This is a genomic window from Vibrio sp. Isolate22 (genome assembly GCF_022398115.1).
In the GTDB taxonomy this organism is placed as follows: domain Bacteria; phylum Pseudomonadota; class Gammaproteobacteria; order Enterobacterales; family Vibrionaceae; genus Vibrio.
This window is the reverse complement of sequence record NZ_JAKEUW010000039.1, coordinates 25,338-47,904: the sequence shown is the minus strand read 5'-3', so window position 1 is coordinate 47,904 and position 22,567 is coordinate 25,338. Positions and strand designations below refer to the sequence as shown.

Below are 22,567 nucleotides of genomic sequence, written 5' to 3'. Positions count from 1 at the left end.
ATTGAAAGCCTCTACCTCGTTTACCATGGTGACTTTTACATTGCCATGCTTCAACGGCTGAGTCGTCAATCCAAAACGTTACTGAGCCTCGCTTGCACAAGGCTTCATTATACTCACTCCAGTTCGCTATCTTCTTCTTCTTCGACTTACCCATAACAACACCATGCTTCTACTACATGGGATCAGATCGCAGGACTGAGAAAAGGTTCCAACGGATTTAGTCAACAACGCCCTTTTAATGCGTTAATTAATGCTTCTAATTGCTCCCCGTTTTCGTCAAATCTAGACGATATGTTCTTGGGTAAGAGTGTCACAGCCAGCTTTGCCAAACCCAAAGGAACCACCAAGCAGTCTTCTAGTTCGCCAGTTTCAAAGCAATAAGTGTCGATTATTAGTTTACGCATACAAAAATACTCGCCAAACACATAGACTCACTAGAGTACCTTTTCTTTGAAATTTGTCTGTGAGTTACATGCGCAAATGCAACATCACACATATTGAAAAATGCATTAATTGGCCCGCTCTAAAGCTGCGACAGATCAGGGCGATCTTGAAGGCGACAATGACATGTATGAGAAAGGTGTTTGTTGGATTGGGTGCTAAGGGAGATTTTGTTAGGAGAATTAGCGGGGTAGGCGTATGAGGCTTGAAAAGCGAGTTTTATTAAGTAAGCCAAGTTTAAATTACTGAAAAGTGTGGGTTTAATATCAAACCACCAAATTATATTCGACTATGTTGAAAATGCTAATCATATATTTCACTTTAAAGAATATTTCTTTTGAAATTAATTTTATCAACTTAATAATCAGTAAGTTTTATTATCCATTTTATCACTAACTGAAAATATTTTTTAATTTACATCATGCACCAAGATAAATGGTTTTTATATGCTAATTTTATAATATAAAAATTAATATCCACTGGTTCTGCTTTGATGTAACAGCTTTGTTGTAAGTTGAGAAATTTTTGGTTAGGGGATAAATCCATGGTAATTAAAGAAGTGAAAAACGTATCGATTGCTATTAGAGTTTGGGCGATTCTTGCTTTATTTGCAATCGCTTTACTCGCAAATACCATTTTAAACATAGACGGCTCACGCAAACATGTGCGTGATAGTTATCAAAAAGGGGTGAAAACGCTAGTTCAAAGCGCCGTTAGCGTTATTCGGTATTATCAAAGTCAGAGTGAAATAGGAAATTTAAGCGAAGAGGAAGCACGAGGTCGCGCATTGGAAACCATCTCAAATATGCGATTTGATGATGGAAATTATATCTTTATAGGTGATCGAGAAGGAAAACAAATAGCTACAGGCGTCCCCTCTCTTTTAGGAAAAAATATAATGGACCTTCAAGATAGTAAGGGTAAATATTTTGTCAGAGAGATGTACAGCATTTCGAAAAGTGGTGGTGGATTCATTGATTATCACTGGAAAAATCCGAACAAACAGACGCTAGAGCCAAAAACCAGTTATGCAATAATGTTAGAGCCCTGGGGATGGATGGTTGGTTCTGGTGTAAATATGGTGGCCTTACAAGTGACGACTCACCGAGCTGAGATGACATCGATAGGTTATGCGATAGGCATTTTAGCGGTTCTCTCACTGATCGTTGCTTACTTCATCAAAACCATCACTCTCCCAATAAATCGTACTTTGGCTGCGATGAAAGCATTATCAAAAGGCGAAGGCGATCTAACGCAACGTATTCCCGAAGAAGGGAGCAAAGAACTGATTTTCTTGGCTCGTTATTTCAATCAGTTTGTAGAGTCTATTCAATCAATGATGCTCGGGATTCAGGGAATTGGGACTCAAGTATCAGCGTCGGCAACGCAACTCACTGATTCGGTTCACCAAATAGATAATAGCCTTAACCAGCAAAGAAACGACGTGGATATGCTTGCAACAGCCATGACAGAAATGCTGGCTACCGTTGAGGAAGTTGCTGGGCGCACTGTTGATGCAAATGAAGCAAGTCGGTTTGCAGCGCAGGAGACACAGAAGAGTTCCTCAATTATTCAAAATAACGTGATAGAAGCCAACGAAATGGCGGAAGTCATTACCTCTGCAGGACAAGCAGTCCAGAAGCTGGCGCTTGATGCAAAAAATGTGGATACGGTTCTAGAAGTTATTCGAGGAGTCGCAGAACAGACAAACCTCTTAGCACTCAACGCCGCCATTGAAGCCGCTAGGGCTGGTGATCATGGTCGGGGCTTTGCTGTGGTAGCAGATGAAGTAAGAACCTTGTCTCAACGCACTCAGGAGTCCACACTGGAGATTCAAAATATTATAGAAAAGTTGCAAGTTGGCGCTGAAAATGTCGTTACAGTAATGCATCAAGGGGTTGATAAAGCGAATAAAGCCTCAAAGCTATCCGCGCAGGCAGGATGCAAGATTGACGAGAGTAACAAGCAAGTTAATAAGATCGAAGGTATGGCGCAACATATTGCAACTGCTGCTGAAGAGCAAACACTCACCGTGAACGAAATAAACCGTAACGTAGCCAGCTTGAGTGATATGGCGACTTTAGTGTCGAGTGAATCTACCGAAATGGCTAATTCGAGCCGGGAACTCAGAGGTATCTCAGAAAATCTCATGTGTACAATTAACCGATTCAAACTTGCATGATGCAAGAATCTGCTTTGAAAGCGGAAGCTTCCTACGCGTAAAACGAATAGCAGTAGCTCACGCAGCTACTGCTATAACTGATTTATTCCATTAATGGCAAAGAGAGCCTCAACAGGAAAATCCGTCTAAACACGAACATACACCCCTTTTTTCAAACACCGCATTCCTTTAAGTTCTAGAGCATAGGAGTTATCACAGATAAAAACATGCCCTCCAGGTATGAGGATGTGATGAGCATACTTACGGACAATATCGTGATACTCATTGGTTAGTGATGCGATAACAATCGCATCTAACCTACTATTGTACTGATTAAAATTAACGTGGTCGTAGTTATTAAATGTGATTTTATTTTCTATTTTTCGATTGATGGAAAAATGGCTATTCTTCATTTTAACTTTGTTAGACTCTAGATATTCAGCTAATTCACCTCGGGTGTTACTAAATAACCTTTCTTTGAAGTTCCCTTTACAGTTGATTTTTCTAAAACTATTGTTGTCAACCAAAGACATAATCCGACAAAAACCAGATGAGAGCATCTCTGTCTTTTGTTCGTAATAAGAATGTAACATCGCCAATGAAAAACTATCATAGTATTGACCTGTATCTAAGCAACAAATAAGTAAATCACTCCCTCTTAACTGCCTTTCGATAACAAGCTCACTGTAGTCTCTATATAATTCAGCGTTATAGAAAAAGTTGTCAGTTACCATATTTAAACCTTGAGGTTGCGTTTTACTCGATTTAAAACAGAAGCGAGTTAGCTAGTGGGGTAAATTTTCTCCACAAGTGATAAATTCACACAAAAATTAAGGTTATGTGGCAAATCTGAATATGCGACTCCAACTTCACCAGTCACAAAGTTTACGGACTTTGCAATATCTTCTTGAAAGTGTTCAAGCACTAATTGCAATAAGCAATCTTTACCCAACATATCCATCGATAACCCCTTAGAGTTAGAACTGAATTATTATATAAGTATAAATCCCATCAATGATCAAACCTGAATATATAACTTCCGTATTAAATGCGATGTAAGGCAATGGTTTTCAACTATATTAATTTATTTTTAAATTTATCCACGCCCTTTACTTTTTCCTGCTATGAATCCTAGTAATGGAAAGCGTGTATCCAAATTGAGGAGGCAAATCGTGCTAACGCACTTGGGGGCATGCGATGTGAGGTTTATGGTGCGCTATTCACCCGCTTTTGGCTGAACCACCTTTATCACCAGATGAACCTAGGGCTATGAATGATTGAGGAGCAAATAACGGAAGGCATAAGCGCCTTCCGTCGTTCAAGTAGGTGATAAGGTAAGTACTACTTACTTACGCTAATCATCTCGTTAAAGTAATCCACTTGCTCTGCCATGCTCAAACTTTGGCTGTTTGAACCTAACGTCCACATAAAGAAGCCACCGTAACCGTTATCTTTCTGCCATTTAGCACGGTCTAGGTTGTTCTGACGTGTTTCAACAAAGTTACCACCGGGTGCCCACTGACTGTTGATCGTATTACCTAGAACAATCTTCGACTTGTCTCCAATGTACTCAGCGTAGTTTGCCATCGCGACTTCGTATAAGAAGTTTCGACCCGCGTCGTATGTCATCACGTTGAAGAAATCGAAGTCGTTCTTGGTCGCTTTCAACAGATCAATCACTTCACCGTGGTGAGATGAACGACCAGACTCTGCAATGTAAGAGCAGTTTTCAAACACGCTCGCATCCATACATTCAACTGGATCCGCACCTACGTGGTAAGTCGTCAGAGACAGAACCTTCGTATTACCCACTTTCTCACGGATAAGTTTGATCAAAGCCGTTAAGTCTTGGTTCTCTTTGTCTGAGATTCGTGCCGCTTTCTCAAAGTCAAAGTCCAGACCATCAATGTGCACGTAACCCGCTAATTGGTACTTGCTGTAATCACAGCTACCGTCTGAGTTTGTTGCAAGACACTCGCCTTCCACCTCTTCAGGTTTTAGGTTCTTTTTGTACACAGGGAATGGCGTATGCACCAAATCAACTAACCCGTTCGCAACCGATTCACGGCTTTCAGGCGTACTGATCGCCGACCAAATGCTCTCGTAAGTTTGACCACCAAACGCAACCATCATGGTCGCATTTTCGTTGTCATGCTTGAGCGTTGACCATGCTAGATACTGTGTTGGCATCCAGTCCGGATTGTAATTCGGTGGTGTTAGCATGCCATCAGAGATCGTGATGTTACCGCTTGCGTCCCACTTACCAAATGACAATAAATAGCCATCACCTTCTGAGTTGAACAGCTCTTGGTAGTCATTCAACCCCCAAGACGTTAGGTAACTGATGGAGCGATCAGGGTTATCGACTAAGCCGCCACCGCCTGTGCTTTCTTTGACCGTAATGTTAGACGTTGCAGAGGTTTGCTCTTGGTTGGCCGTATTTACCGCTTTCGCCGTGACAGCATATGTACCCTGCTGAGCACCTAGCCACTCATATTCATAAGGTGCTTCCGTGTCTTTAAACAGCTCGTTACCATTCGCGATGAAGCTTACCGAGGAAATATCGCCTTCGTAACTCTTCGCGTCTGCTTTGATCGAAATCGCACGACCTTCGAAGTAGCTTGAACCATCCACAGGAGATGCTAAAGAAACAACCAAGTCTTTATCGGTAATCGCTAAAGAAATTGGCGCCGCCTCCGCACTCGCACCTTGGTCATCGTAGGCAACAACCGTCAATGTGTATTGGCCTTCAACTTGGGCAGGCACCGTGATGGTGTAAGTATCGCCTTGTGAAGGCGTGTTTGATGACGCAACCACTTGACCATTCAATTGAACATCAACACGAGCAACTTCAGTATCATCCGATGCATCGACAACTACGTCGAATGCTTGGTTAGGTGCGATTTTCTGTCCATCTTGCGGTGATTGAACGTCCACCACTGGCACTGGGTTCGGATCACACTCACCCGCTTCATCCCATGCATCTTTCCAGGCATCAGGATAACTTGGATGACCGGTTCCTGGTGTCCATACAGGGTTACCACACCAACCCGCTACCGTACATGAGTAAATATTGCCAATGTTAGTGACTTCATCACCGACGTTGTAGGCCACACCATTTTGGTACTGAGGTATGTCACCACAGCTTGTGCTTGTATCTGTCACCGTGATGGTTAAGTTCTTACTAGCGACATGTTGCTCGTCATCTTTTGCTTCCGCACGAAGCGTAGTAGAGCCTGCCGTTTGCGTTGTCCAGTCACAAGAGAAATCTTGGGTCGTTTTCGCATCAAGAGAACACACTTCTGAATCGTTAGCGAAGAACTTAACCGTCGCTAAGTCATCATCTGCATCTGTTACATGCGCTGAAATTGTGATGCTGTCACCTTTTTGGTGAGAAGAGCCTGCGTCTGGCGAGATAAACTCAATCACAGGTGGGTTTGGCGCTGTCGATTCAGACTCTACCGTCACTTGAACTACTTTTTCTGTGAGTTTATCGCCACTGTCATTGAAAGCCATCACAGTGATCGATGCTGCACCAACTTCGCTTGGAAGCCAAGCTTGTTGGTATTCTGTTGTACCTTCTACAACGTTTTGCTCACCCAATTTGGTACTGTTTGCCCAGAACTCGAGTTTGCTTGCACCCTCACCTTCGACACCCGTAATGATGTCAACATTCGTACCTGTGTAAACCACTGAGTTTTGAGCAGGCGCTAAAATATCCAGTGAAAACTCTGGTGGAGGAACCACTTCGCCATCCACTTTAACCACAACAGAATTCTCAAACACATTCAGATCAGTCAGTTCACCACCGAAAGAGATAGTCAATGCCGCAGATTCACCTGAGGCCAGCTCACTATCAACCCAAGAGCCTTCCGGGAACGTCAACGTCACGGCGTTCAATACCCCATCAGCTTGCGTCGTATGAGAGATTTCCCATGATGGGTAAGAAAGATGGTTCGACGCCCAGTTGATCTCGTTAATCGCTACCGGCAATAAAAATTCGATCACGGCTTCACGCATGTCTGCGCTATCTGAGCCCGTGTTTGTGATATCTAGCTTATAGGTGCTCCAGTATTCACTTTCTGACTGAGCTACCGCATCAGTACTGAACTCACTAGCCATGGCTTGCGAAATTGGATTCAACAATAAGCCAGAGCAAAGCATTGTTAGCCCTACCGCGCGATATCCAAAAGAGTGAATCTGTTTAGCACTGCTCTTTCTTAGATACATACTTGATTCCTTAGCTTTATATTAATTATTTTATTTCTGCAATAAACCTGCAATTGGAAATTCATCCCCCCCTTGCAAGCACACTTAATTTACACAAGAAATTAACCAACAAGGAATTAAACTTTTACTTATTGAATAAATATCAAAATTTATTTAATTATGAGATAAAGCCCAAAATTTCGGAAAATACAATTATGTAAGGCCCATTTAAACCACCCACTTAGAATGAACTAAATTAGGTTGAGCTAATTTAGAAAAGATAAAAATAATTAAATTAACCTGGATAAGAAAGGGTCTTGGCGGCATAACTAACAGACAAAGAAAACCACACACAAATCAATATATAACAATAACTTAAATGAAAACCACTCATCTAAAAGCACCTATAGAAAAAATAACTCTCATACGAACCATGAAGCCTATTTCGCTAAAAAAGGTTCATGGATCATTAACTCCCATCTAACTACCAACTTTTAATATGACGTTTAAATTAAAATAACAGTAACAACTCCAAGTTGGGTTTTATTTTTATTTTGAATTAAAGTCACAATTTATTCATGGGAAAGAGTCATGTATAAAACGGAATTATTTAGAGTATTAATTCCATTTCCAACTGAATCATTCAATTAAACATTTAATTATCTTTCTATGACTTCAATGCCTTCCTTTAAAAGCGAACGTCACGCCTGTGTTTTTTATGCTTGTTCTGTATTTATTTTGCCCAACGGTTAAAAAGGCCCGAACCCGCCTCTCACAGCGTACTGCACTCTTCTTACTACGCGACTACGACACTTACAGCGTTGCCAACTAACACAAAGGGCGCCGTTACTGGCGCCCTTTAAAATGACTTTCATGAAAACACCACTTGGCACTGATGTTAAGTGCTAAGTGTTAAGTGCCAAGTGATGGAGCGCCAAGCGTTAAGCATCAGGTTCACTGACCTAGACATGGAGGACGGACGTAGTGAGGCGATATTTATTGCCGCCGAAGATTTAACGTCTAAAACAGAGACATCATGTACCTTCTATCGAACCAGTAACTCATGTAAAGACGACGAGCAATTTTCTTTCCAAATAGGAATCAGCTTATCTGTCCATGTATCAGTACTGATACATGGACAGATATGCCTTACGACCCGTTTATCTTTGCAACACCTGGCTACTATCACGGTGAAAATCTACCTCTGCACCCAGGACGCAGTTGGGAAGTTCATCTACCAGACCAAGCACCAACCGAGGCCTTTGACACTGTTAACCTATTTGATTCTGGGATCGGTGTTGACGATAGCGACCCAGCAACAGGGAAATATTTCAAGACAGCAGAAAACCACCCTTGGGCTCTCATTATCACATCAACAGAAGAGTGGGAATGGCCGCAAGAATACGTGGATATCGTAACTGCTTACCCAGAGTTTAAGCAGTGGGCAGAATCAAGCGGTGAAAATAACCAAACTTGGTTCGCATCACCAGCAGACAACCAATGCTACGTGCCATAAGGAGAAACGCTATGACTATTCACAATAAACAATATCGAAAAGCTCATTGCGTTGACTCAAGTCGCAATCTATCTGAGGAAAATCGTATGTCTGCACAAAGCACTTGGAATATGAAGAAATCGTTAGCTGTTATTTTAGCTGTCACTCCACTGGTATTGGTTGGTTGTGGAGGCGGCGGTGGAGGTGGCGGCAGTGCATCGACGCCATCACCAGCAACACCGTCGACTCCCGCTGCACCTTCAACGTCAGTGACGGGAACGCCTTCTACAGTGACAAGTGCGGCAGCAACACCAACCTATACGATGAGTGATGTGGTTGTACCCGATGGCTTTGATTACAGCTCAATTGAGCAATTTGATCTCGACATCGACATCAGTAGCATTTCAACCGCTCGCTCTTTTGTCACCGTTTATAGCCGTTTTAGCACACGAGATGACTCTACCTTGAAACCGGACTACTCAAGTAAAGTGATTGCAGGCTCGTTAGACAATGGTGTATTTGCCTCTAACTTTACTGCGCCTGTGAACCACGACTCTCTCTTGGTCGAAATTTGGTTTTACGATGGTCAACCACCATTACAACAAGTGGTATCAAGCACTGATTCTCAAATCGTTTGGTAAGAAACCTTAGTTAAGAGTTTTTCATAACTCATTCCTGATAACTTTAAAGTGAGCTGAAATGCTCACTTTTTGTTTGGGTTCGAATCTAGAGTGAGTTCATTGTTTCTGATTGACTTGATTCACTTTAACGCCGATCTCACTTATATTTTCAAGATAACCTTCAAAGACTTACTCTCATGAAACAGTTAAAAATAGGTCTATTTATCTTAATGTGTGGTGTGGGCGTTCTGTTGGCTCTTACCTATTTCCCTTTGACCTCAGAAACAGGACAACGCATTCAAGCCAAAGTTATTTCCAATACCCTCACTCAATCACTGGACGGGCACCGACGTTACCTCACCGTTCAGACGGAAGATGATCAAGTATTTCGCGTTTCCATTGCACCCACCACAGACTGCCCTATTGATTCTGTGGTCGCGCTTGATACATTAAACAATCAAATAACCGGGCAAAGCAGTTATCAGTTCATACACTGTAGAACTGCGCCTTAGTCATCGATACAACAACAGTAATAACTACAACAAGAATGGATATAACAATAATGAATCAGCCACTCATTTCACCGGAACAACTTCAACAACGTTTGCTAGAAGAAAACAACATTGTAATCCTAGACGCCAGTATCGAATTTCAGATCCCAAGTGAGTCGGAAAAGATCAAAGGACAAATGATTCCTGGTGCTATTCGTTTTGATTACGACAAAGATTTTTGCAACAAGCATACCTTGCTTCCTCATATGTTCCCTTCTGAAAAACACTTCAACACTCGTGCTCGCGAAATTGGTATCAATCAAGACAGTACGGTTGTCGTTTACGATAACTCTGGAACCTTTGCTTCGCCTCGTGCGTGGTGGATGTTTATGGCAATGGGGCACAAAAACGTTTACATCTTAGATGGTGGTCTACCTGCATGGATTGATGCGGGTTACGCAACAGACACATCGTACGGAGCTGAAGTCACGCCGGGCAATTTCGAAGGCAACATTCAAGACAACTACTTTGTGGATGCCAAGCAAGTCCTAAGCTATTCAGAAAACAAGAGTGCCAATATTCTGGATGCACGATCTCAAGCTCGTTTTGATTCAGAAGTGCCTGAACCAAGAGCTGGATTACGCAGCGGACATATTCCAAACTCAGTTTGTCTACCATTCGCGCAAGTGCTGAACAACGGTAAGTTGAAACCACAGAGCGAGCTTGTAGAAATCTTTTCTACGTTGGACTTAACGCCAACTCAACCGATGTTCTTTAGCTGTGGTTCAGGTGTGACTGCCTGCATCATTTTATTAGCCGCAAAATTGGCAGGATACTCGGGTGAAATGGGAGTTTACGATGGCTCATGGACAGAATGGGGCGCTAACGAAAGCCTGCCTATCGCCGTAACAAACCAGTAATTCAACTTCGCTTACTGCCACTATTAGAATATACTCCGCATGCATAATGAGCTTACTCCTAACATGAGTAAGCTCTTTGTTATTATATCGTAACGACTCTCGGCTAACCTCCCAGTAATGAACCAACAATAAACTTCGATTAATCAAACACTAACCATTATTGTTGATATGAATGTTAATTTTTTACTCAAGAATCCCGATACATAGTCGTTACACTATTTAATCATTAGTCATTATCGATGTGTCTTACAAACTTAATACATCATATTGGCGCTCAATAGTTTGTCTCGTGCACTCTGTTCAAAGTCGTAACTAAAAAGGCATTCCATGGCTCGATTTAAGAAAAATATCTGGTCGCTGTACGCTCTTGTCGTACTGCTCACCTTGATACTTTTCACTGTGCTAGGTGTAACAAAATGGCAAGCAAATAGAGAAGACTTCATTGAGCAGCAGCATATTCAAGTGGAGCTGTTTTCTAGCTCGGTCAGTTCATTACTCACAAGCCAAGAGGCACTCTTAGAAGTCGTTGGACACCAATTGGCCCAGCAGTCCGACTTCACTCGTACTGCCGCTATTCAAATCCGTCCCATATTGGATAAACTGCTTGAAACTCATCCAGCGATTGCTGCATTCGGCCTGCTTAACACACAGGGCGACTACTTGTCTGTTAGCTCTAACCTTAAACTGGCAGACCAAGACAACTTACTTGAGCTACCACAAACTCGAGACTCCTTTCTAGAAGCGCTTTCAAGTGACAAGATGGTTCTAGGGCGTACCTATTTTCAAAAGTCCCTGGATAGCCTAGTCATCCCATTAAGAAAGTCGATTTCAGTGGACGGTAAAACCATTGATGCCGTGATGACTGCCGGGCTGCGCTTAGATAGCACCATAGTATTTGAAAACAACGCACATGCTGGAAGTTTCAATACACTCACTTTGCTCAGACAAGACCACTACCGTCAGTTCTTTTCTAGTGACATCGAGTCTCTTGATGCCTACTTAAAACCAGTAGACAGTGACCTGCTACAGCGCGTGAGCAAAAACTTTTCAGAGCAAGTCAGCGCTACTGTAAATGAAGCAAAAACAGGAAAAGAGACCTACTCATTTGTTGTCAGCGATAATAAATTCCACTCTCTACTGAGCGCTAAGTACCTACCAGATTATAAGCTTTGGGTCGTTGGTCGCACCGACCTTGCACACGTCGACACCGTGTTTATCGAAGAATTTGGCATTCTTTTCATTATTTTTATTTTGCTCCAGTGTGGCTTCTACATTTTGGTTAAGTCTATCGCCAAGAATGAGCAGCGTACTCGTAGCCAACTGATCTACCAAGCGAATCACGACCCTCTCACTACTCTGCCAAACCGTTTATACATGCGTAAGAACATCGATAAGTGGGTGGCAAGTGAGTCAGAGCAATTCTCACTGCTGTTCATCGATATCGATAACTTTAAATGCGTCAACGATACGCACGGGCATGATTTTGGTGACAAGGTTCTTAAACAAATAGCGTTGCGTTTAATGCGATTCCGCTCTCGATTGAGCCTATTGGTACGTGAATCAAGCGATGAGTTTCTGTTTTTAACTCCAATAACCAGTGAGTCTGAAATCAAACGACTCGCAGAGCGTATCATCGAGGTGCTTTCTCAACCCTATGAAGTACAAAACTCTCAGTTCCTATTAGGCTGTAGCATCGGTATCGCACGTTTCCCTGAACATGGTAAAGATCTTGATAGCCTGCTTCGCTCTGCCGATATCTCAATGTACAAAGCCAAACAGCAGCAAAACTCATACAGCATTTTCACTACGGCAATGCAAGACGCTCACCTCTACAAGATGAAAGTAGAACAGAGGTTGCGTATCGCTATCGAGAAGCAAACACTATTCATGGCTTTCCAACTTTTAGTACGAACAGATGAGAGTATTGACGGTGTTGAGGCTCTTGTTCGCTGGGTTGATGACGAGCTAGGCTTTGTTCCACCCGATGTGTTTATCCCCGTAGCGGAGAGCACTGGCTTAATGCATAAACTCGGCACGTTCATTATCGAGTCCAGTATTATGCAAATCGCTCATTTGCATAGAACTACCGAGCAAGAGATCGGGTTATCGATCAACATCTCGGTGCGCCAGTTCTCGCATAAATCGTTCTCTGAACACCTGTTAGCCACACTTGAGAAGTACCAGTTTTCACCAAGCTGTTTGACGCTAGAGATCACTGAAAGCTTGTTCATTGAAGATGTCACCTTAGTGAAACCAATTTTCGAAGGCCTCAAAGAGAACCACATTAAGATCTCTCTGGATGATTTCGGTACTGGCTATTCATCATTGAGTATGTTGAAAGCACTGCCTATCGACGAGCTTAAAATCGATAAAAGCTTCATTGAGAACATAGCAGTAGACCAGCAATCGCTAACCATGGTGCAAAACATCATTGCTATCGGTAAGAACTTCGGAATGGTGGTGTTAGCGGAAGGTGTAGAATCAAGCGAACACTTCGCAATCTTAAAGGCTTGTGGCTGTGATTTGATGCAAGGCTATTACTTCTCACGCCCTATCCCATACGAAGAGCTATGCGAATATCTCGCTCCCACAAAGTCGGATCAGAAACAACTCGAACCATTGGTTTAGTGGTGCAATGATTCCGAGGTTTAACAAGACGAAAAAGGGAACCTACATTGGCTCCCTTTTGTTTTGACGACAGACTGGTTCTAACGGGTTTCACTTAATTCAGCATACTTCATCTGCTCATCTAAGTTCAGCACGGTTAGTGCATTACTTACGCTGGTTGCTATAACATCAACCACGCCGGTTCTTAGTGCACCTAACAACGCGAGCGGTTTACTGTTCTCCGCTGCTATCGCAATCACCTCCGCTATTGGGCGAAACTCTTCTAACCCCAAACCGATCACTCGATCGCTCATAACAGTGTTTGCCGCTTTACCGTGTACGTCGAAGAAGTCATAGCCAGCGAAGTCACCTACCACACCTTGTAATAGACGCGATTGAACCACCTCGCCAGCGGTAAACCAACCTAGGTCAACCATGTAGCTGTTTTCACTCATATCACCGATACCTACTAGAGCAACGTCTGCCTTTCGAGCGAGATCGAGTGTTTGCTTAACTGTGCTGTTTTCCATGAATGCGGTTTTTTGAGCCTTGTTCTCTGCATAAGCTGGAGCATACAGAGTTTCCGATGAGCCACCGTACTTTTTCGCCAGCTGACGACAAATGTGGTCGGCATTGAACATACCGCCTCTTGGGTGAATGCCTCCGATACCACACACGAACTTACAATCACGTGGGGTAATTACACCGGTGTGGTGCGCAACAGACGATACGTTCCGCCCTTGACCGACTGTTACGACCATGCCGTTTTTTAATGTGCTGGTTAGATAGTTAGACACTAAGCCGGCAACTTGAAGACGTTGCTGTTCTTCATTCGGTTGATCCAGAGCGACAAGAGCACGCTTAACACCAAAGCGCTCAATTAAGCGTTGTTCTATTTTGGCGCTGAATACAGGGTGGTATTTCACCGTAATCTCAACAATACCTTCATCACGGGCTTGCTTGAGCATACGACCAACCTTTGCACGAGAGATAGAGAACTTTTTCGAGATCTCTTCTTGGGTGGCACCGTCCTGATAATAAGCAACCGCGACTTCAGTCAGGAGATCAGTGTTTTCTTCGGAAACATCTTGGATATTCTTACTCATATACCACTCAACCTATATTTAACAATTATTTTACCTGCTTGAAGAACAAATGTTCGATGACTAAACAAGTGATACACAAGTTTACACCTTGAACATATGTAACAACAAGGAACATTTATTCAAGGTGATAGCCATGGTTCTATTGTTGATTAATTCGCCTCACTCAGCGTATTAAACGTTTGCTTGTATCGCCCATGATTACTAGAGCGAAATATATTTGACTGAAGTCACCATACCGCACTATTTGTCGTTGACTTTGGTGCTAGATCGGATAAATATGGCTACATCATTTACTCATCGAGCGATCAAATGTTCTGTGCAAATGTTCGTTCGAAGAAAAATTTAAATTAATGTAAGTTTGGCTCACTGGAAACTCCACTGAGAACTTCATTAGTTAGCTTGCAAATGCCCACATCTCTCTTCTCACGAGATGTAATGCGATAGATAGGATGATCAAAATGAGCAACAAATTAGAGCAACTTCGTAAACTAACGACAGTAGTAGCAGACACTGGTGAAATCGATGCAATCAAAAAGTACCAGCCAGAAGATGCAACAACTAACCCTTCTCTGATTCTTAAAGCGGCTCAAATCGAAGAGTATGCGCCACTTATCGATGCTTCAATCGAATACGCTAAAGCACAAAGCGCTGATAAAGCACAACAAGTACAAGACACTTGTGACATGCTTGCAGTAAACATCGGTAAAGAAATCCTGAAAACAATCCCAGGCCGTATCTCTACAGAAGTTGATGCTCGTCTTTCTTACGACACTGAAGGCAGCGTAGCTAAAGCTCGTCAGCTAGTAAAAATGTACAACGATGCTGGCATCACTAACGATCGCATCCTAATCAAACTGGCTTCTACTTGGGAAGGTATCCGCGCTGCTGAAATCCTAGAGAAAGAAGGCATCAACTGTAACCTAACGCTTCTATTCTCTTTCGCACAAGCTCGTGCATGTGCTGAAGCTGGCGTATTCCTAATCTCTCCATTCGTTGGTCGTATCATGGACTGGTACAAAGCGAAAGAAGGTCGCGACTTCGGAGCATCTGAAGATCCAGGCGTAATCTCAGTAACTGACATCTACAACTACTACAAAGAGCACGGCTACAACACGGTTGTTATGGGCGCAAGCTTCCGTAACATCGGCGAGATCCTAGAACTTGCTGGTTGTGACCGTCTAACTATCGCTCCTGCTCTTCTAGCTGAACTAGAAGCTGCTGAAGGTGAAGTTGTGGAGAAACTAATTGACTCTAAAGGCTCTAAAGAACGCCCTGCTCCAATGACTCACGCTGAGTTCCTATGGGAGCACAACCTAGACGCAATGGCAGTTGAGAAAGTTGCAGAAGGTATCCGCAACTTCGCAGTTGACCAAGGCAAACTAGAAGACATGATCGCAGCTAAGCTGTAATCACACAGAATTAAAAAAGGGGAACGTTTGCGTTCCCCTTTCAATTTCCAATCCAATATTTAAACACTGGTAGTTATTATGGACCGTAAAAATCTAGCTAATGCTATTCGTGCCCTAAGCATGGACGGCGTACAACAAGCAAACTCTGGCCACCCAGGCGCACCTATGGGCATGGCTGACATCGCTGAAGTTCTTTGGCGTGATCACCTAAACCACAACCCGTCAAACCCAGAGTGGGCTGACCGCGACCGTTTTGTTCTTTCAAACGGCCACGGCTCAATGCTGATTTACTCTCTGCTTCACCTAGCAGGCTACGAGCTATCAATCGAAGACCTTAAGAACTTCCGTCAACTGCACTCTAAGACTCCAGGTCACCCAGAGTACGGTTACGCACCGGGTATCGAAACAACAACGGGTCCACTAGGCCAAGGTATCACGAACGCTGTTGGTATGGCGCTGGCTGAGAAAACTCTAGCAGCACAATTCAACAAAGAAGGCCACAACATCGTTGACCACTTCACTTATGCATTCATGGGTGACGGCTGTCTGATGGAAGGTATCTCTCACGAAGCATGTTCTCTAGCAGGTACGCTAGGTCTTGGTAAGCTTATCGCTTTCTGGGATGACAACGGCATCTCTATCGATGGTGAAGTGGAAGGTTGGTTCTCTGATGATACGCCTAAGCGTTTTGAAGCTTACGGCTGGCACGTAATTCCAGCAGTAGATGGTCACAACGCTGAAGCAATCAACGCAGCAATTGAAGCTGCTAAAGCGGACCCACGCCCTACTCTAATTTGTACTAAGACTATCATCGGTTTTGGTTCTCCAAACAAATCTGGTTCACACGACTGTCACGGTGCACCACTAGGCGCTGAAGAAATTGCAGCTACACGTAAAGAACTTGGTTGGGAGCACGGTCCTTTTGAAATTCCGTCGGAAGTTTACGCAGAATGGGATGCGAAAGAAGCAGGCGCAGCTAAGGAAGCAGCGTGGAACGAGAAACTTGCAGCTTATGAAGCAGCACACCCTGAGCTGGCAGCTGAATTCAAACGCCGCGTAAACGGTGAACTTCCTGCACAGTGGGAAGAGAAAGCAAACCAAATCATTGCTGACCTTCAAGCTAACCCAGCAAACATTGCATCACGTAAAGCGTCTCAAAACGCACTAGAAGCGTTCGGTGCTATGCTACCTGAATTCCTAGGCGGCTCTGCTGACCTTGCACCTTCTAACCTAACTATGTGGTCTGGTTCTAAGTCTGTTTCTGCTGAAGATCCAGCGGGTAACTACATCCACTACGGTGTACGTGAATTCGGTATGACGGCGATCATGAACGGTATCGCTCTGCACGGTGGTTTCGTACCATACGGCGCAACGTTCCTAATGTTCATGGAATACGCTCGTAACGCAATGCGTATGGCTGCTCTGATGAAAGTTCAGAACATCCAAGTTTACACGCACGACTCTATCGGTCTTGGCGAAGATGGCCCAACTCACCAACCAGTTGAGCAAATCGCTTCTCTACGTCTAACTCCAAACATGAGCACATGGCGCCCATGTGACCAAGTTGAGTCTGCAGTGGCTTGGAAACTAGCTATCGAACGCAAAGACGGCCCAACGTCTCTAATCTTCTCTCGTCAAAACCTTGCACAGCAAGAGCGTAGCGAAGAGCAAGTAGCGAACATCGCGAAGGGTGGTTACATCCTGAAAGATTGTGAAGGCAAGCCAGAGCTAATCCTTATCGCTACAGGTTCTGAAGTTGAGCTAGCGGTTAACGCTGCGGCAGAACTGACAGCTGAAGGTAAGAAGGTACGCGTTGTATCTATGCCTGCAACTGACGCATTCGACAAGCAAGACGCTGAGTACCGTGAATCTGTACTTCCTTCTGACGTAACAGCGCGTATCGCAGTAGAAGCTGGCATCGCTGACTTCTGGTACAAGTATGTTGGCTTCGGCGGCAAGATCATCGGTATGACAACGTTCGGCGAATCTGCACCAGCAGGTGAGCTATTCAAGATGTTCGGTTTCACTACTGAAAACGTAGTAAGCACAGCAAAAGAGCTTCTAGCTTAATCTTGATTCACTTGTCTCACCTTGAAATAGGTTGATGCATACCAAAAGCCCTACATTTTCATGTAGGGCTTTTTTGTATCTCGCCTTTCACCGTTAAAACGTAAACCTTGCCCCCAAACGAAGCGTATTCTGGTTTAGATTTTTACTATAAGTGTGTTCATACCCAGCATCGACCGCGAGCCAAGAAAGAACGTCAACCGAGCTCACAACCCCGAAGTTGTTTAAACCATGCTTATGCGTGTCAGAATAGCTATAAAATGGTTGCAACGACCAACGCTCGTTAATAGAAACAATCGCCCCTGCCTCACCGATAAAGCCCTCATCGTAGTTTTTGGTGGTCTCTCTATCACACGGTCCAAGGATAGTGTCATTTCGGCACGAAGAACGTCTCTGCGGCCTAACCCAATTCACCCCGCCAGAAGCGTAAAGCTCAACCTGTGAAGTGATGGGCTGATACCAACCCAACTGCATCGAAAGATCAGATAACGTCGTCGAAGAGCGTGTGGTCACAGAAGAGTCGAAACCAACGAAGAAAGTATCGTTTAAGGCATAGTTACCGCCGACGTAGCCACCGTAAAGCTGCTTGCTCCCTGAGTTATTGTAGGCACCATCAAAGTAATCTTGAAAGCCATCGTCACTCACCCTCGTATTTTGATACCCCGTATAGAGGTAATTCGATCCTTTTGAGGCTATGCAAGGAGCACTAATAAAACTTAAGCAAATGGTGGTAACAATAAGGGGGCGCATGCTGATGCTCTGTCTTTTGATTGGAATATGAGAAGTGTACCTTAACCTCAATTGAACGATGTTTTATTTTTGTTTCAAAGCTTTTCTAACCTCCACTTCACCTACAAAAAAGCCCTGCACATCATGCAAGGCTTTCTTTTATTTTTTCATGGAGTTATCTAAGGTCGCTACTTTTCTTCAAAACGTTTAGCTAACTGATAGAACTCGTTCACTTGTTCTTTAAGCTCTGTCGAATGATCCTTCACCGAGTGTGTAGCGACCAAATTCTGTTCTGCAGTCGACGCGATAGATTGCATGTGAAGATTAACCTCGCTCGACAGTGTGCGTTGCTTATGGGCTGAGTTTTCTACCGACTGCATCAACTCGTTCATAGATTGCATCAAGTTTTCAACTTCAGATAAACGTTCTGCGCTCACCTTCGCCACATCACCGCACGCATCGGTCTGCTCTCTGTTCGCCAGAATATCTTTCTGCCAACCTTCAATGGTTGTGAGCATGGTTTCTATGCTCTCTTTTATCTGTACTGTCGCGTTCGAAGTACGCCCAGACAGCGCACGTACTTCATCAGCCACTACGGCAAAGCCTCGACCTTGCTCCCCCGCTCTCGCCGCTTCTATTGCTGCGTTGAGCGCCAGCAGGTTGGTTTGCTCTGCAATGCCACCAATCTCTTCCATTATCTTACTGACACTTTGGGCTTGGTCGCTCAGTTGGTAAGTCGTTTGTGTCGCTTTCTCAGCTTGTGAGGCTAGATTCTCAAGATTTCGGTGAGTTTGGTTAATGCTCTCTTTAGCACCAGCACAAGTCTCTAGAGTCACATCGACAATCTGATGCGCTTCTTCTGTACGAGATGAAACTTCATTCGCGGTTAATTCAACCTCTTCAGTAGCCTCTCGTACTTGCAGAATGTCTTTTGTTTGCTGGTCTAGCGCTTCAGACACTTCAAACGACGTCGCATTAAGATTGTCGGCCAAATCTTGTAATGGTTTCGCTGAGTCCGTCATTCGACCTAGTACGGTACGTATGCGAGCAGACAACAGTTTTAAGTGGAAATCAGCCACAGAAAACTTGCTGTTCCCTGAATAAACAAGACGACTCACACTATCGAACTTCGATTGTAATTTTTTCAACTGCAACGGTGTGTCGATGAGTTCTTGGCGAAACAAGAGCGCAAGAGCAGAAACAGGCAATAAACTCAGAAGCCATTGGGACACTTGCCCTACTTCAACAAGGTTTGAAATCAGAGGTGCAGCTAGCGAGCCCAGCAACACAGCATAACGAACACTATCACTGATCTGCAGTGACCATTGACGACCAGATTTCTCAGCCTTCAATAGACCTTGGTATGCTTTATCGGCAACTTGTACCCATTCGTTTTTAGGCTTTACACGTACGGATTGGTAACCGCTCACCTTTCCATTATCGTAAATTGGCGTCACATAAGCATCTACCCAGTAAAAACCACCGGATTTAGTTTTGTTTTTTACGATACCGCGCCACGCTTTACCTTGCTTAAGGTTCAACCACATATCGGCAAAAGCAGCCTTAGGCATATCACCATGCCTCACAATATTGTGGTGTTGTCCAAGCAATTCTTGTTGGCTGTACTCTGCGATACGGCAAAAAGCATCATTACTGTAAGTAATCACGCCTTTAAGGTCCGTCGTTGATACGAGTTGTTCGTGCTCGCTGAGTAACGTTTCACGAGATGGAGAAGATGAACTGACAATCATTGTTATTAACTTTTGTTAATTATTATTTTAGGCGAGGAATATATACAATTATTAAAGTTATGACAAAATGTGAACGTCACATTTTGTGTAAATGCCTGCTATTTATACGAATTTAAGCTAGTTGGCTCACATCGCAGTCAGTTACTGTTGATTCTCCTTCTCTTATCATGACTCTTCTAACTTCACTTCAGTGCTAAATTTCACCGTTCTCATAGAGACTGAAGTGTGGAACTTACGAATGTTAAGATCTTTGCGTAGCACTCGCTCTACAAAATCTTCATAAGCTTGGATGTCTTTAACAGTCACAATAAGCATAAAGTCATAACTGCCTGAGATCTGATAACACTGCGTAACTTCTGCAGCCTTCGAGATAGAATGGCGAAAAATTTGATAAATATCGCCTCTATCTCGCTCCATTTCGACAGACACGACCAATGTCATCTTATGACCAGCAAGCTCAGGGTTAATAATAGATACATCGCCTACGATCACTCCCTCCTCTCTCAAACGCTTTACACGCTTTAAACACGCAGGTGGTGACAAACCCACAAGCTCAGCCAATGCTAAATTGGGAATACGGTTATTCTTTTGAAGCTGGATCAGTATGCTTCTATCTATACGGTCAATTTCCATAATTTCTTAAACCCATCAATTTGTTACTAATAATTTCCAATATCAAAGCAATTAAAAAATTATAACTAAATTTATAACGAGATTTAGAAATCACGATCACAGCAATCACGATAAGATCTTCCTAAATCAAACAGTCGCAACATGGACGTATCAATGAAATCCGTTTATCAATTTTTTAAAGAACTCTTAAAAGAGATTTTCGATGTTACCTCAACGCTTTTTCGGATCATGATTCCCATCATCATCGTCATCAAAGTCGTCGAAGAACTCGGTGGCATAGTGATTCTCAGCGAGTGGTTAAGCCCAATAATGGAAAGTGTAGGTTTACCCAAAGAAATGGGCTTGGTGTGGGCTACCACAATACTCACCAATATTTACGCTGGATTAATTATATTGATTAATTCTGATGTTCCCCTCACTGTCGCCCAAGCGTCTGTATTGGGGAGCATGATGCTTCTCGCTCATTCTCTACCAATCGAAGGCGCTATCGCGAAAAAAGCTGGGGTAAGTTGGCTTGCCACTTTGTCGGTGAGATTCGGTGGCAGCTTAGTACTGGCATGGCTACTGAATATCGGCTATCAATACGGAGACTTACTCAACTATCCAGCAACCGTTTTATGGCAGCCAGAAGTATCCTCAGATAGCAGTTATATCGGTTGGGCTATCGAACAGCTGAAAAACTTTGCAGTGATATTCATGGTCATCTCTGCCCTATTGCTGTTACTTAAAACGCTGAAGGTTCTTGGTATAGAGAAGCTCATGGCCATGTTATTGCGACCGTTTTTGAGACTACTAGGCATTAGCAAAGATGCTACGAACCTAACCATCATTGGTATCACACTAGGTCTTTCATTTGGTGGCGGTCTATTGATCAATGAAGCAAAGAAAGGGCATATCTCCGCAAGAGATGTATTTACCGCAATCATGTTGCTTAACCTACTTCACAGCTTAATTGAAGATACCTTGCTGATCTTACTGATTGGCGCCGATTTCTACACCATATTTTGGGGAAGGATCGTGTTCTCTATTCTCATCGTTGCTTTGATATCAAACGCCATTAAACGCATGAATCCGACTATTTGTGAGCGTTACTTTTACCGGGATGTCTCGCAATCATGAGAGTAGAACTTTCATCTTAATACACATGACAAAAGAGCCGACTGAAAGGCTCTTTTAACCGTCGAAGATAATAATTTTCAATAGCATTTCCTTAACACTCCCCCTTTTTAAACTCACCAATTCCTGATAATTCACCTAAATACTGATATTTTTGGTAAAAATATTTCACATTGCCAAATTAACCAAATGGTCAATTATTAAATTCATTCTTTATTAAACCGCAATAACGCCCGTAACTATATTATTATTTCCCCGCCCCTTATATCACTTGGCATACATCGATTATCTCTTATTCCTCCGCTGTTGTTTAATATTAAAATCATCAGTTATAAATTCACAAAAAACGACTAGACAACTGATAATTAAATAAATAGAAAAGCCTTTTCAATATTAACTCTTAATGTTGAAAACGGAACGGACAATGACTTGTAAAAAATATCCATTTGATTGGTTAATTTTATAAATATATTTTGTTACATAATCAAAACTAATGGCTCTACTATCTATGCCTCTGAAAACAATGACCTTAATGGTTCTTTTATTTACCTCACTGTCACAGGCTTCCACTATTGAGAATGATGAACCACTACTTAATTCATTGATAGAAAGAGGCGTTATTTGTCCTGGCTTAAGTTATGAGGACAACCAAGAGGCTTTGCGTATCTATCTCAATGCAAAAGCCCAAAAGAGCCACCAGTTTGATTCAAAAAAATATAACGAGATAGAAAACATACGTCAGAAAAATAAAACACCAACAGAGTGTATAAAACCAAATCGGACAATCGTTCCGAAAAAGGCTAGTTGATACA

At 43.1% G+C, this 22,567-nt stretch carries 17 protein-coding genes and 1 pseudogene; 10 read left to right on the top strand and 8 right to left on the bottom strand.

Annotation, left to right across the window (positions count from 1 at the left end; all coding sequences use genetic code 11):
• Both L1D55_RS18950 and L1D55_RS18945 read right to left on the bottom strand, forming a co-directional pair.
• Nucleotides 1-154: transposase (locus L1D55_RS18950; RefSeq protein ID WP_345772789.1), on the bottom strand; the 154-nt coding region annotated here is incomplete at its 3' end.
• Nucleotides 155-221: 67 nt separating this feature from the next.
• The gene (locus L1D55_RS18945; RefSeq protein WP_239918457.1) at nucleotides 222-404 is read right to left on the bottom strand and encodes a hypothetical protein; all 183 of its coding nucleotides are present in this window, start codon (nucleotides 402-404) and stop codon (nucleotides 222-224) included.
• 581 nt (nucleotides 405-985) lie between these two features.
• Here L1D55_RS18945 and L1D55_RS18940 point away from each other — a divergent pair.
• Complete coding sequence (locus tag L1D55_RS18940) at nucleotides 986-2,623, top strand: methyl-accepting chemotaxis protein (protein ID WP_239918456.1); 1,638 nt, start codon at nucleotides 986-988, stop codon at nucleotides 2,621-2,623.
• 125 nt (nucleotides 2,624-2,748) lie between these two features.
• Here L1D55_RS18940 and L1D55_RS18935 read toward each other — a convergent pair whose 3' ends face one another.
• Together L1D55_RS18935 and L1D55_RS18930 are read right to left on the bottom strand one after the other, a co-directional pair.
• Nucleotides 2,749-3,336 carry a CheR family methyltransferase gene (locus L1D55_RS18935; protein ID WP_239918455.1) on the bottom strand — a complete coding sequence of 196 codons (588 nt, stop codon included), beginning with the start codon at nucleotides 3,334-3,336 and terminating at the stop codon, nucleotides 2,749-2,751.
• 607 nt (nucleotides 3,337-3,943) lie between these two features.
• On the bottom strand, nucleotides 3,944-6,832 hold the full coding sequence (locus L1D55_RS18930; RefSeq protein WP_239918454.1) for an Ig-like domain-containing protein: 2,889 nt from the start codon (nucleotides 6,830-6,832) through the stop codon (nucleotides 3,944-3,946).
• 932 nt (nucleotides 6,833-7,764) lie between these two features.
• On the opposite strand from L1D55_RS18930, the pseudogene L1D55_RS18925 reads away from it, so the two are divergent.
• From L1D55_RS18925 to L1D55_RS18905, 5 genes and pseudogenes are all read left to right on the top strand, one after another.
• Nucleotides 7,765-8,327: pseudogene (locus L1D55_RS18925) on the top strand (LruC domain-containing protein); the annotation flags it as partial.
• A gap of 11 nt (nucleotides 8,328-8,338) precedes the next feature.
• A complete protein-coding gene (locus L1D55_RS18920) occupies nucleotides 8,339-8,947 on the top strand; it encodes a hypothetical protein (protein WP_239918453.1) in 609 nt (202 codons plus the stop codon).
• Between the two features lie 176 nt (nucleotides 8,948-9,123).
• Nucleotides 9,124-9,438 (top strand): hypothetical protein, encoded by a 315-nt coding sequence (locus L1D55_RS18915; RefSeq protein ID WP_239918452.1) that lies wholly within the window; start codon nucleotides 9,124-9,126, stop codon nucleotides 9,436-9,438.
• Between the two features lie 50 nt (nucleotides 9,439-9,488).
• Nucleotides 9,489-10,337, top strand: coding sequence for a sulfurtransferase (locus L1D55_RS18910; RefSeq protein ID WP_239918451.1), 849 nt, complete (start codon nucleotides 9,489-9,491; stop codon nucleotides 10,335-10,337).
• Between the two features lie 327 nt (nucleotides 10,338-10,664).
• Complete coding sequence (locus L1D55_RS18905; protein WP_239918450.1) at nucleotides 10,665-12,965, top strand: EAL domain-containing protein; 2,301 nt, start codon at nucleotides 10,665-10,667, stop codon at nucleotides 12,963-12,965.
• An 80-nt stretch (nucleotides 12,966-13,045) separates the two neighbouring features.
• Here the strand turns inward: L1D55_RS18905 and L1D55_RS18900 are convergent, their stop codons facing one another.
• Nucleotides 13,046-14,050 (bottom strand): sugar-binding transcriptional regulator, encoded by a 1,005-nt coding sequence (locus tag L1D55_RS18900; RefSeq protein ID WP_239918449.1) that lies wholly within the window; start codon nucleotides 14,048-14,050, stop codon nucleotides 13,046-13,048.
• Nucleotides 14,051-14,508: 458 nt separating this feature from the next.
• Here L1D55_RS18900 and tal point away from each other — a divergent pair, with 458 nt between their 5' ends.
• Nucleotides 14,509-15,459: a transaldolase gene (tal, locus tag L1D55_RS18895; RefSeq protein ID WP_239918448.1), complete on the top strand. Its 951-nt coding sequence runs from the start codon at nucleotides 14,509-14,511 to the stop codon at nucleotides 15,457-15,459.
• Nucleotides 15,460-15,537: 78 nt separating this feature from the next.
• Nucleotides 15,538-17,529: a transketolase gene (tkt, locus tag L1D55_RS18890; protein WP_239918447.1), complete on the top strand. Its 1,992-nt coding sequence runs from the start codon at nucleotides 15,538-15,540 to the stop codon at nucleotides 17,527-17,529.
• 93 nt (nucleotides 17,530-17,622) lie between these two features.
• On the opposite strand, the gene L1D55_RS18885 is transcribed toward tkt, so the two are convergent.
• The 3 genes from L1D55_RS18885 to L1D55_RS18875 all read right to left on the bottom strand — a co-directional run bounded on the left by L1D55_RS18885 (nucleotide 17,623) and on the right by L1D55_RS18875 (nucleotide 20,639).
• On the bottom strand, nucleotides 17,623-18,171 hold the full coding sequence (locus L1D55_RS18885; protein ID WP_345772788.1) for a hypothetical protein: 549 nt from the start codon (nucleotides 18,169-18,171) through the stop codon (nucleotides 17,623-17,625).
• A gap of 272 nt (nucleotides 18,172-18,443) precedes the next feature.
• On the bottom strand, nucleotides 18,444-20,006 hold the full coding sequence (locus L1D55_RS18880; RefSeq protein WP_239918445.1) for a PAS domain-containing methyl-accepting chemotaxis protein: 1,563 nt from the start codon (nucleotides 20,004-20,006) through the stop codon (nucleotides 18,444-18,446).
• A gap of 165 nt (nucleotides 20,007-20,171) precedes the next feature.
• Entirely contained in the window at nucleotides 20,172-20,639 is a 468-nt protein-coding gene (locus L1D55_RS18875; RefSeq protein WP_102479705.1) for an Lrp/AsnC family transcriptional regulator, read from the bottom strand.
• A 153-nt stretch (nucleotides 20,640-20,792) separates the two neighbouring features.
• Between L1D55_RS18875 and L1D55_RS18870 the strand changes: the two genes are divergently transcribed.
• Both L1D55_RS18870 and L1D55_RS18865 read left to right on the top strand, forming a co-directional pair.
• A complete protein-coding gene (locus tag L1D55_RS18870; RefSeq protein WP_239918444.1) occupies nucleotides 20,793-21,758 on the top strand; it encodes a hypothetical protein in 966 nt (321 codons plus the stop codon).
• A 505-nt stretch (nucleotides 21,759-22,263) separates the two neighbouring features.
• Entirely contained in the window at nucleotides 22,264-22,563 is a 300-nt protein-coding gene (locus L1D55_RS18865) for a hypothetical protein (protein WP_345772787.1), read from the top strand.
• The last annotated feature ends 4 nt before the right edge of the window (nucleotides 22,564-22,567 follow it).

What these genes read in the sequence shown, in the direction of transcription:
- L1D55_RS18945 (WP_239918457.1), bottom strand. Translation starts at nt 404, where the DNA reads ATGCGTAAACTAATAATCGACACTTATTGCTTTGAAACTGGCGAACTA.
- L1D55_RS18940 (WP_239918456.1), top strand. Translation starts at nt 986, where the DNA reads ATGGTAATTAAAGAAGTGAAAAACGTATCGATTGCTATTAGAGTTTGG.
- L1D55_RS18935 (WP_239918455.1), bottom strand. Translation starts at nt 3,336, where the DNA reads ATGGTAACTGACAACTTTTTCTATAACGCTGAATTATATAGAGACTAC.
- L1D55_RS18930 (WP_239918454.1), bottom strand. Translation starts at nt 6,832, where the DNA reads ATGTATCTAAGAAAGAGCAGTGCTAAACAGATTCACTCTTTTGGATAT.
- L1D55_RS18920 (WP_239918453.1), top strand. Translation starts at nt 8,339, where the DNA reads ATGACTATTCACAATAAACAATATCGAAAAGCTCATTGCGTTGACTCA.
- L1D55_RS18915 (WP_239918452.1), top strand. Translation starts at nt 9,124, where the DNA reads ATGAAACAGTTAAAAATAGGTCTATTTATCTTAATGTGTGGTGTGGGC.
- L1D55_RS18910 (WP_239918451.1), top strand. Translation starts at nt 9,489, where the DNA reads ATGAATCAGCCACTCATTTCACCGGAACAACTTCAACAACGTTTGCTA.
- L1D55_RS18905 (WP_239918450.1), top strand. Translation starts at nt 10,665, where the DNA reads ATGGCTCGATTTAAGAAAAATATCTGGTCGCTGTACGCTCTTGTCGTA.
- L1D55_RS18900 (WP_239918449.1), bottom strand. Translation starts at nt 14,050, where the DNA reads ATGAGTAAGAATATCCAAGATGTTTCCGAAGAAAACACTGATCTCCTG.
- tal (WP_239918448.1), top strand. Translation starts at nt 14,509, where the DNA reads ATGAGCAACAAATTAGAGCAACTTCGTAAACTAACGACAGTAGTAGCA.
- tkt (WP_239918447.1), top strand. Translation starts at nt 15,538, where the DNA reads ATGGACCGTAAAAATCTAGCTAATGCTATTCGTGCCCTAAGCATGGAC.
- L1D55_RS18880 (WP_239918445.1), bottom strand. Translation starts at nt 20,006, where the DNA reads ATGATTGTCAGTTCATCTTCTCCATCTCGTGAAACGTTACTCAGCGAG.
- L1D55_RS18875 (WP_102479705.1), bottom strand. Translation starts at nt 20,639, where the DNA reads ATGGAAATTGACCGTATAGATAGAAGCATACTGATCCAGCTTCAAAAG.
- L1D55_RS18870 (WP_239918444.1), top strand. Translation starts at nt 20,793, where the DNA reads ATGAAATCCGTTTATCAATTTTTTAAAGAACTCTTAAAAGAGATTTTC.
- L1D55_RS18865 (WP_345772787.1), top strand. Translation starts at nt 22,264, where the DNA reads ATGCCTCTGAAAACAATGACCTTAATGGTTCTTTTATTTACCTCACTG.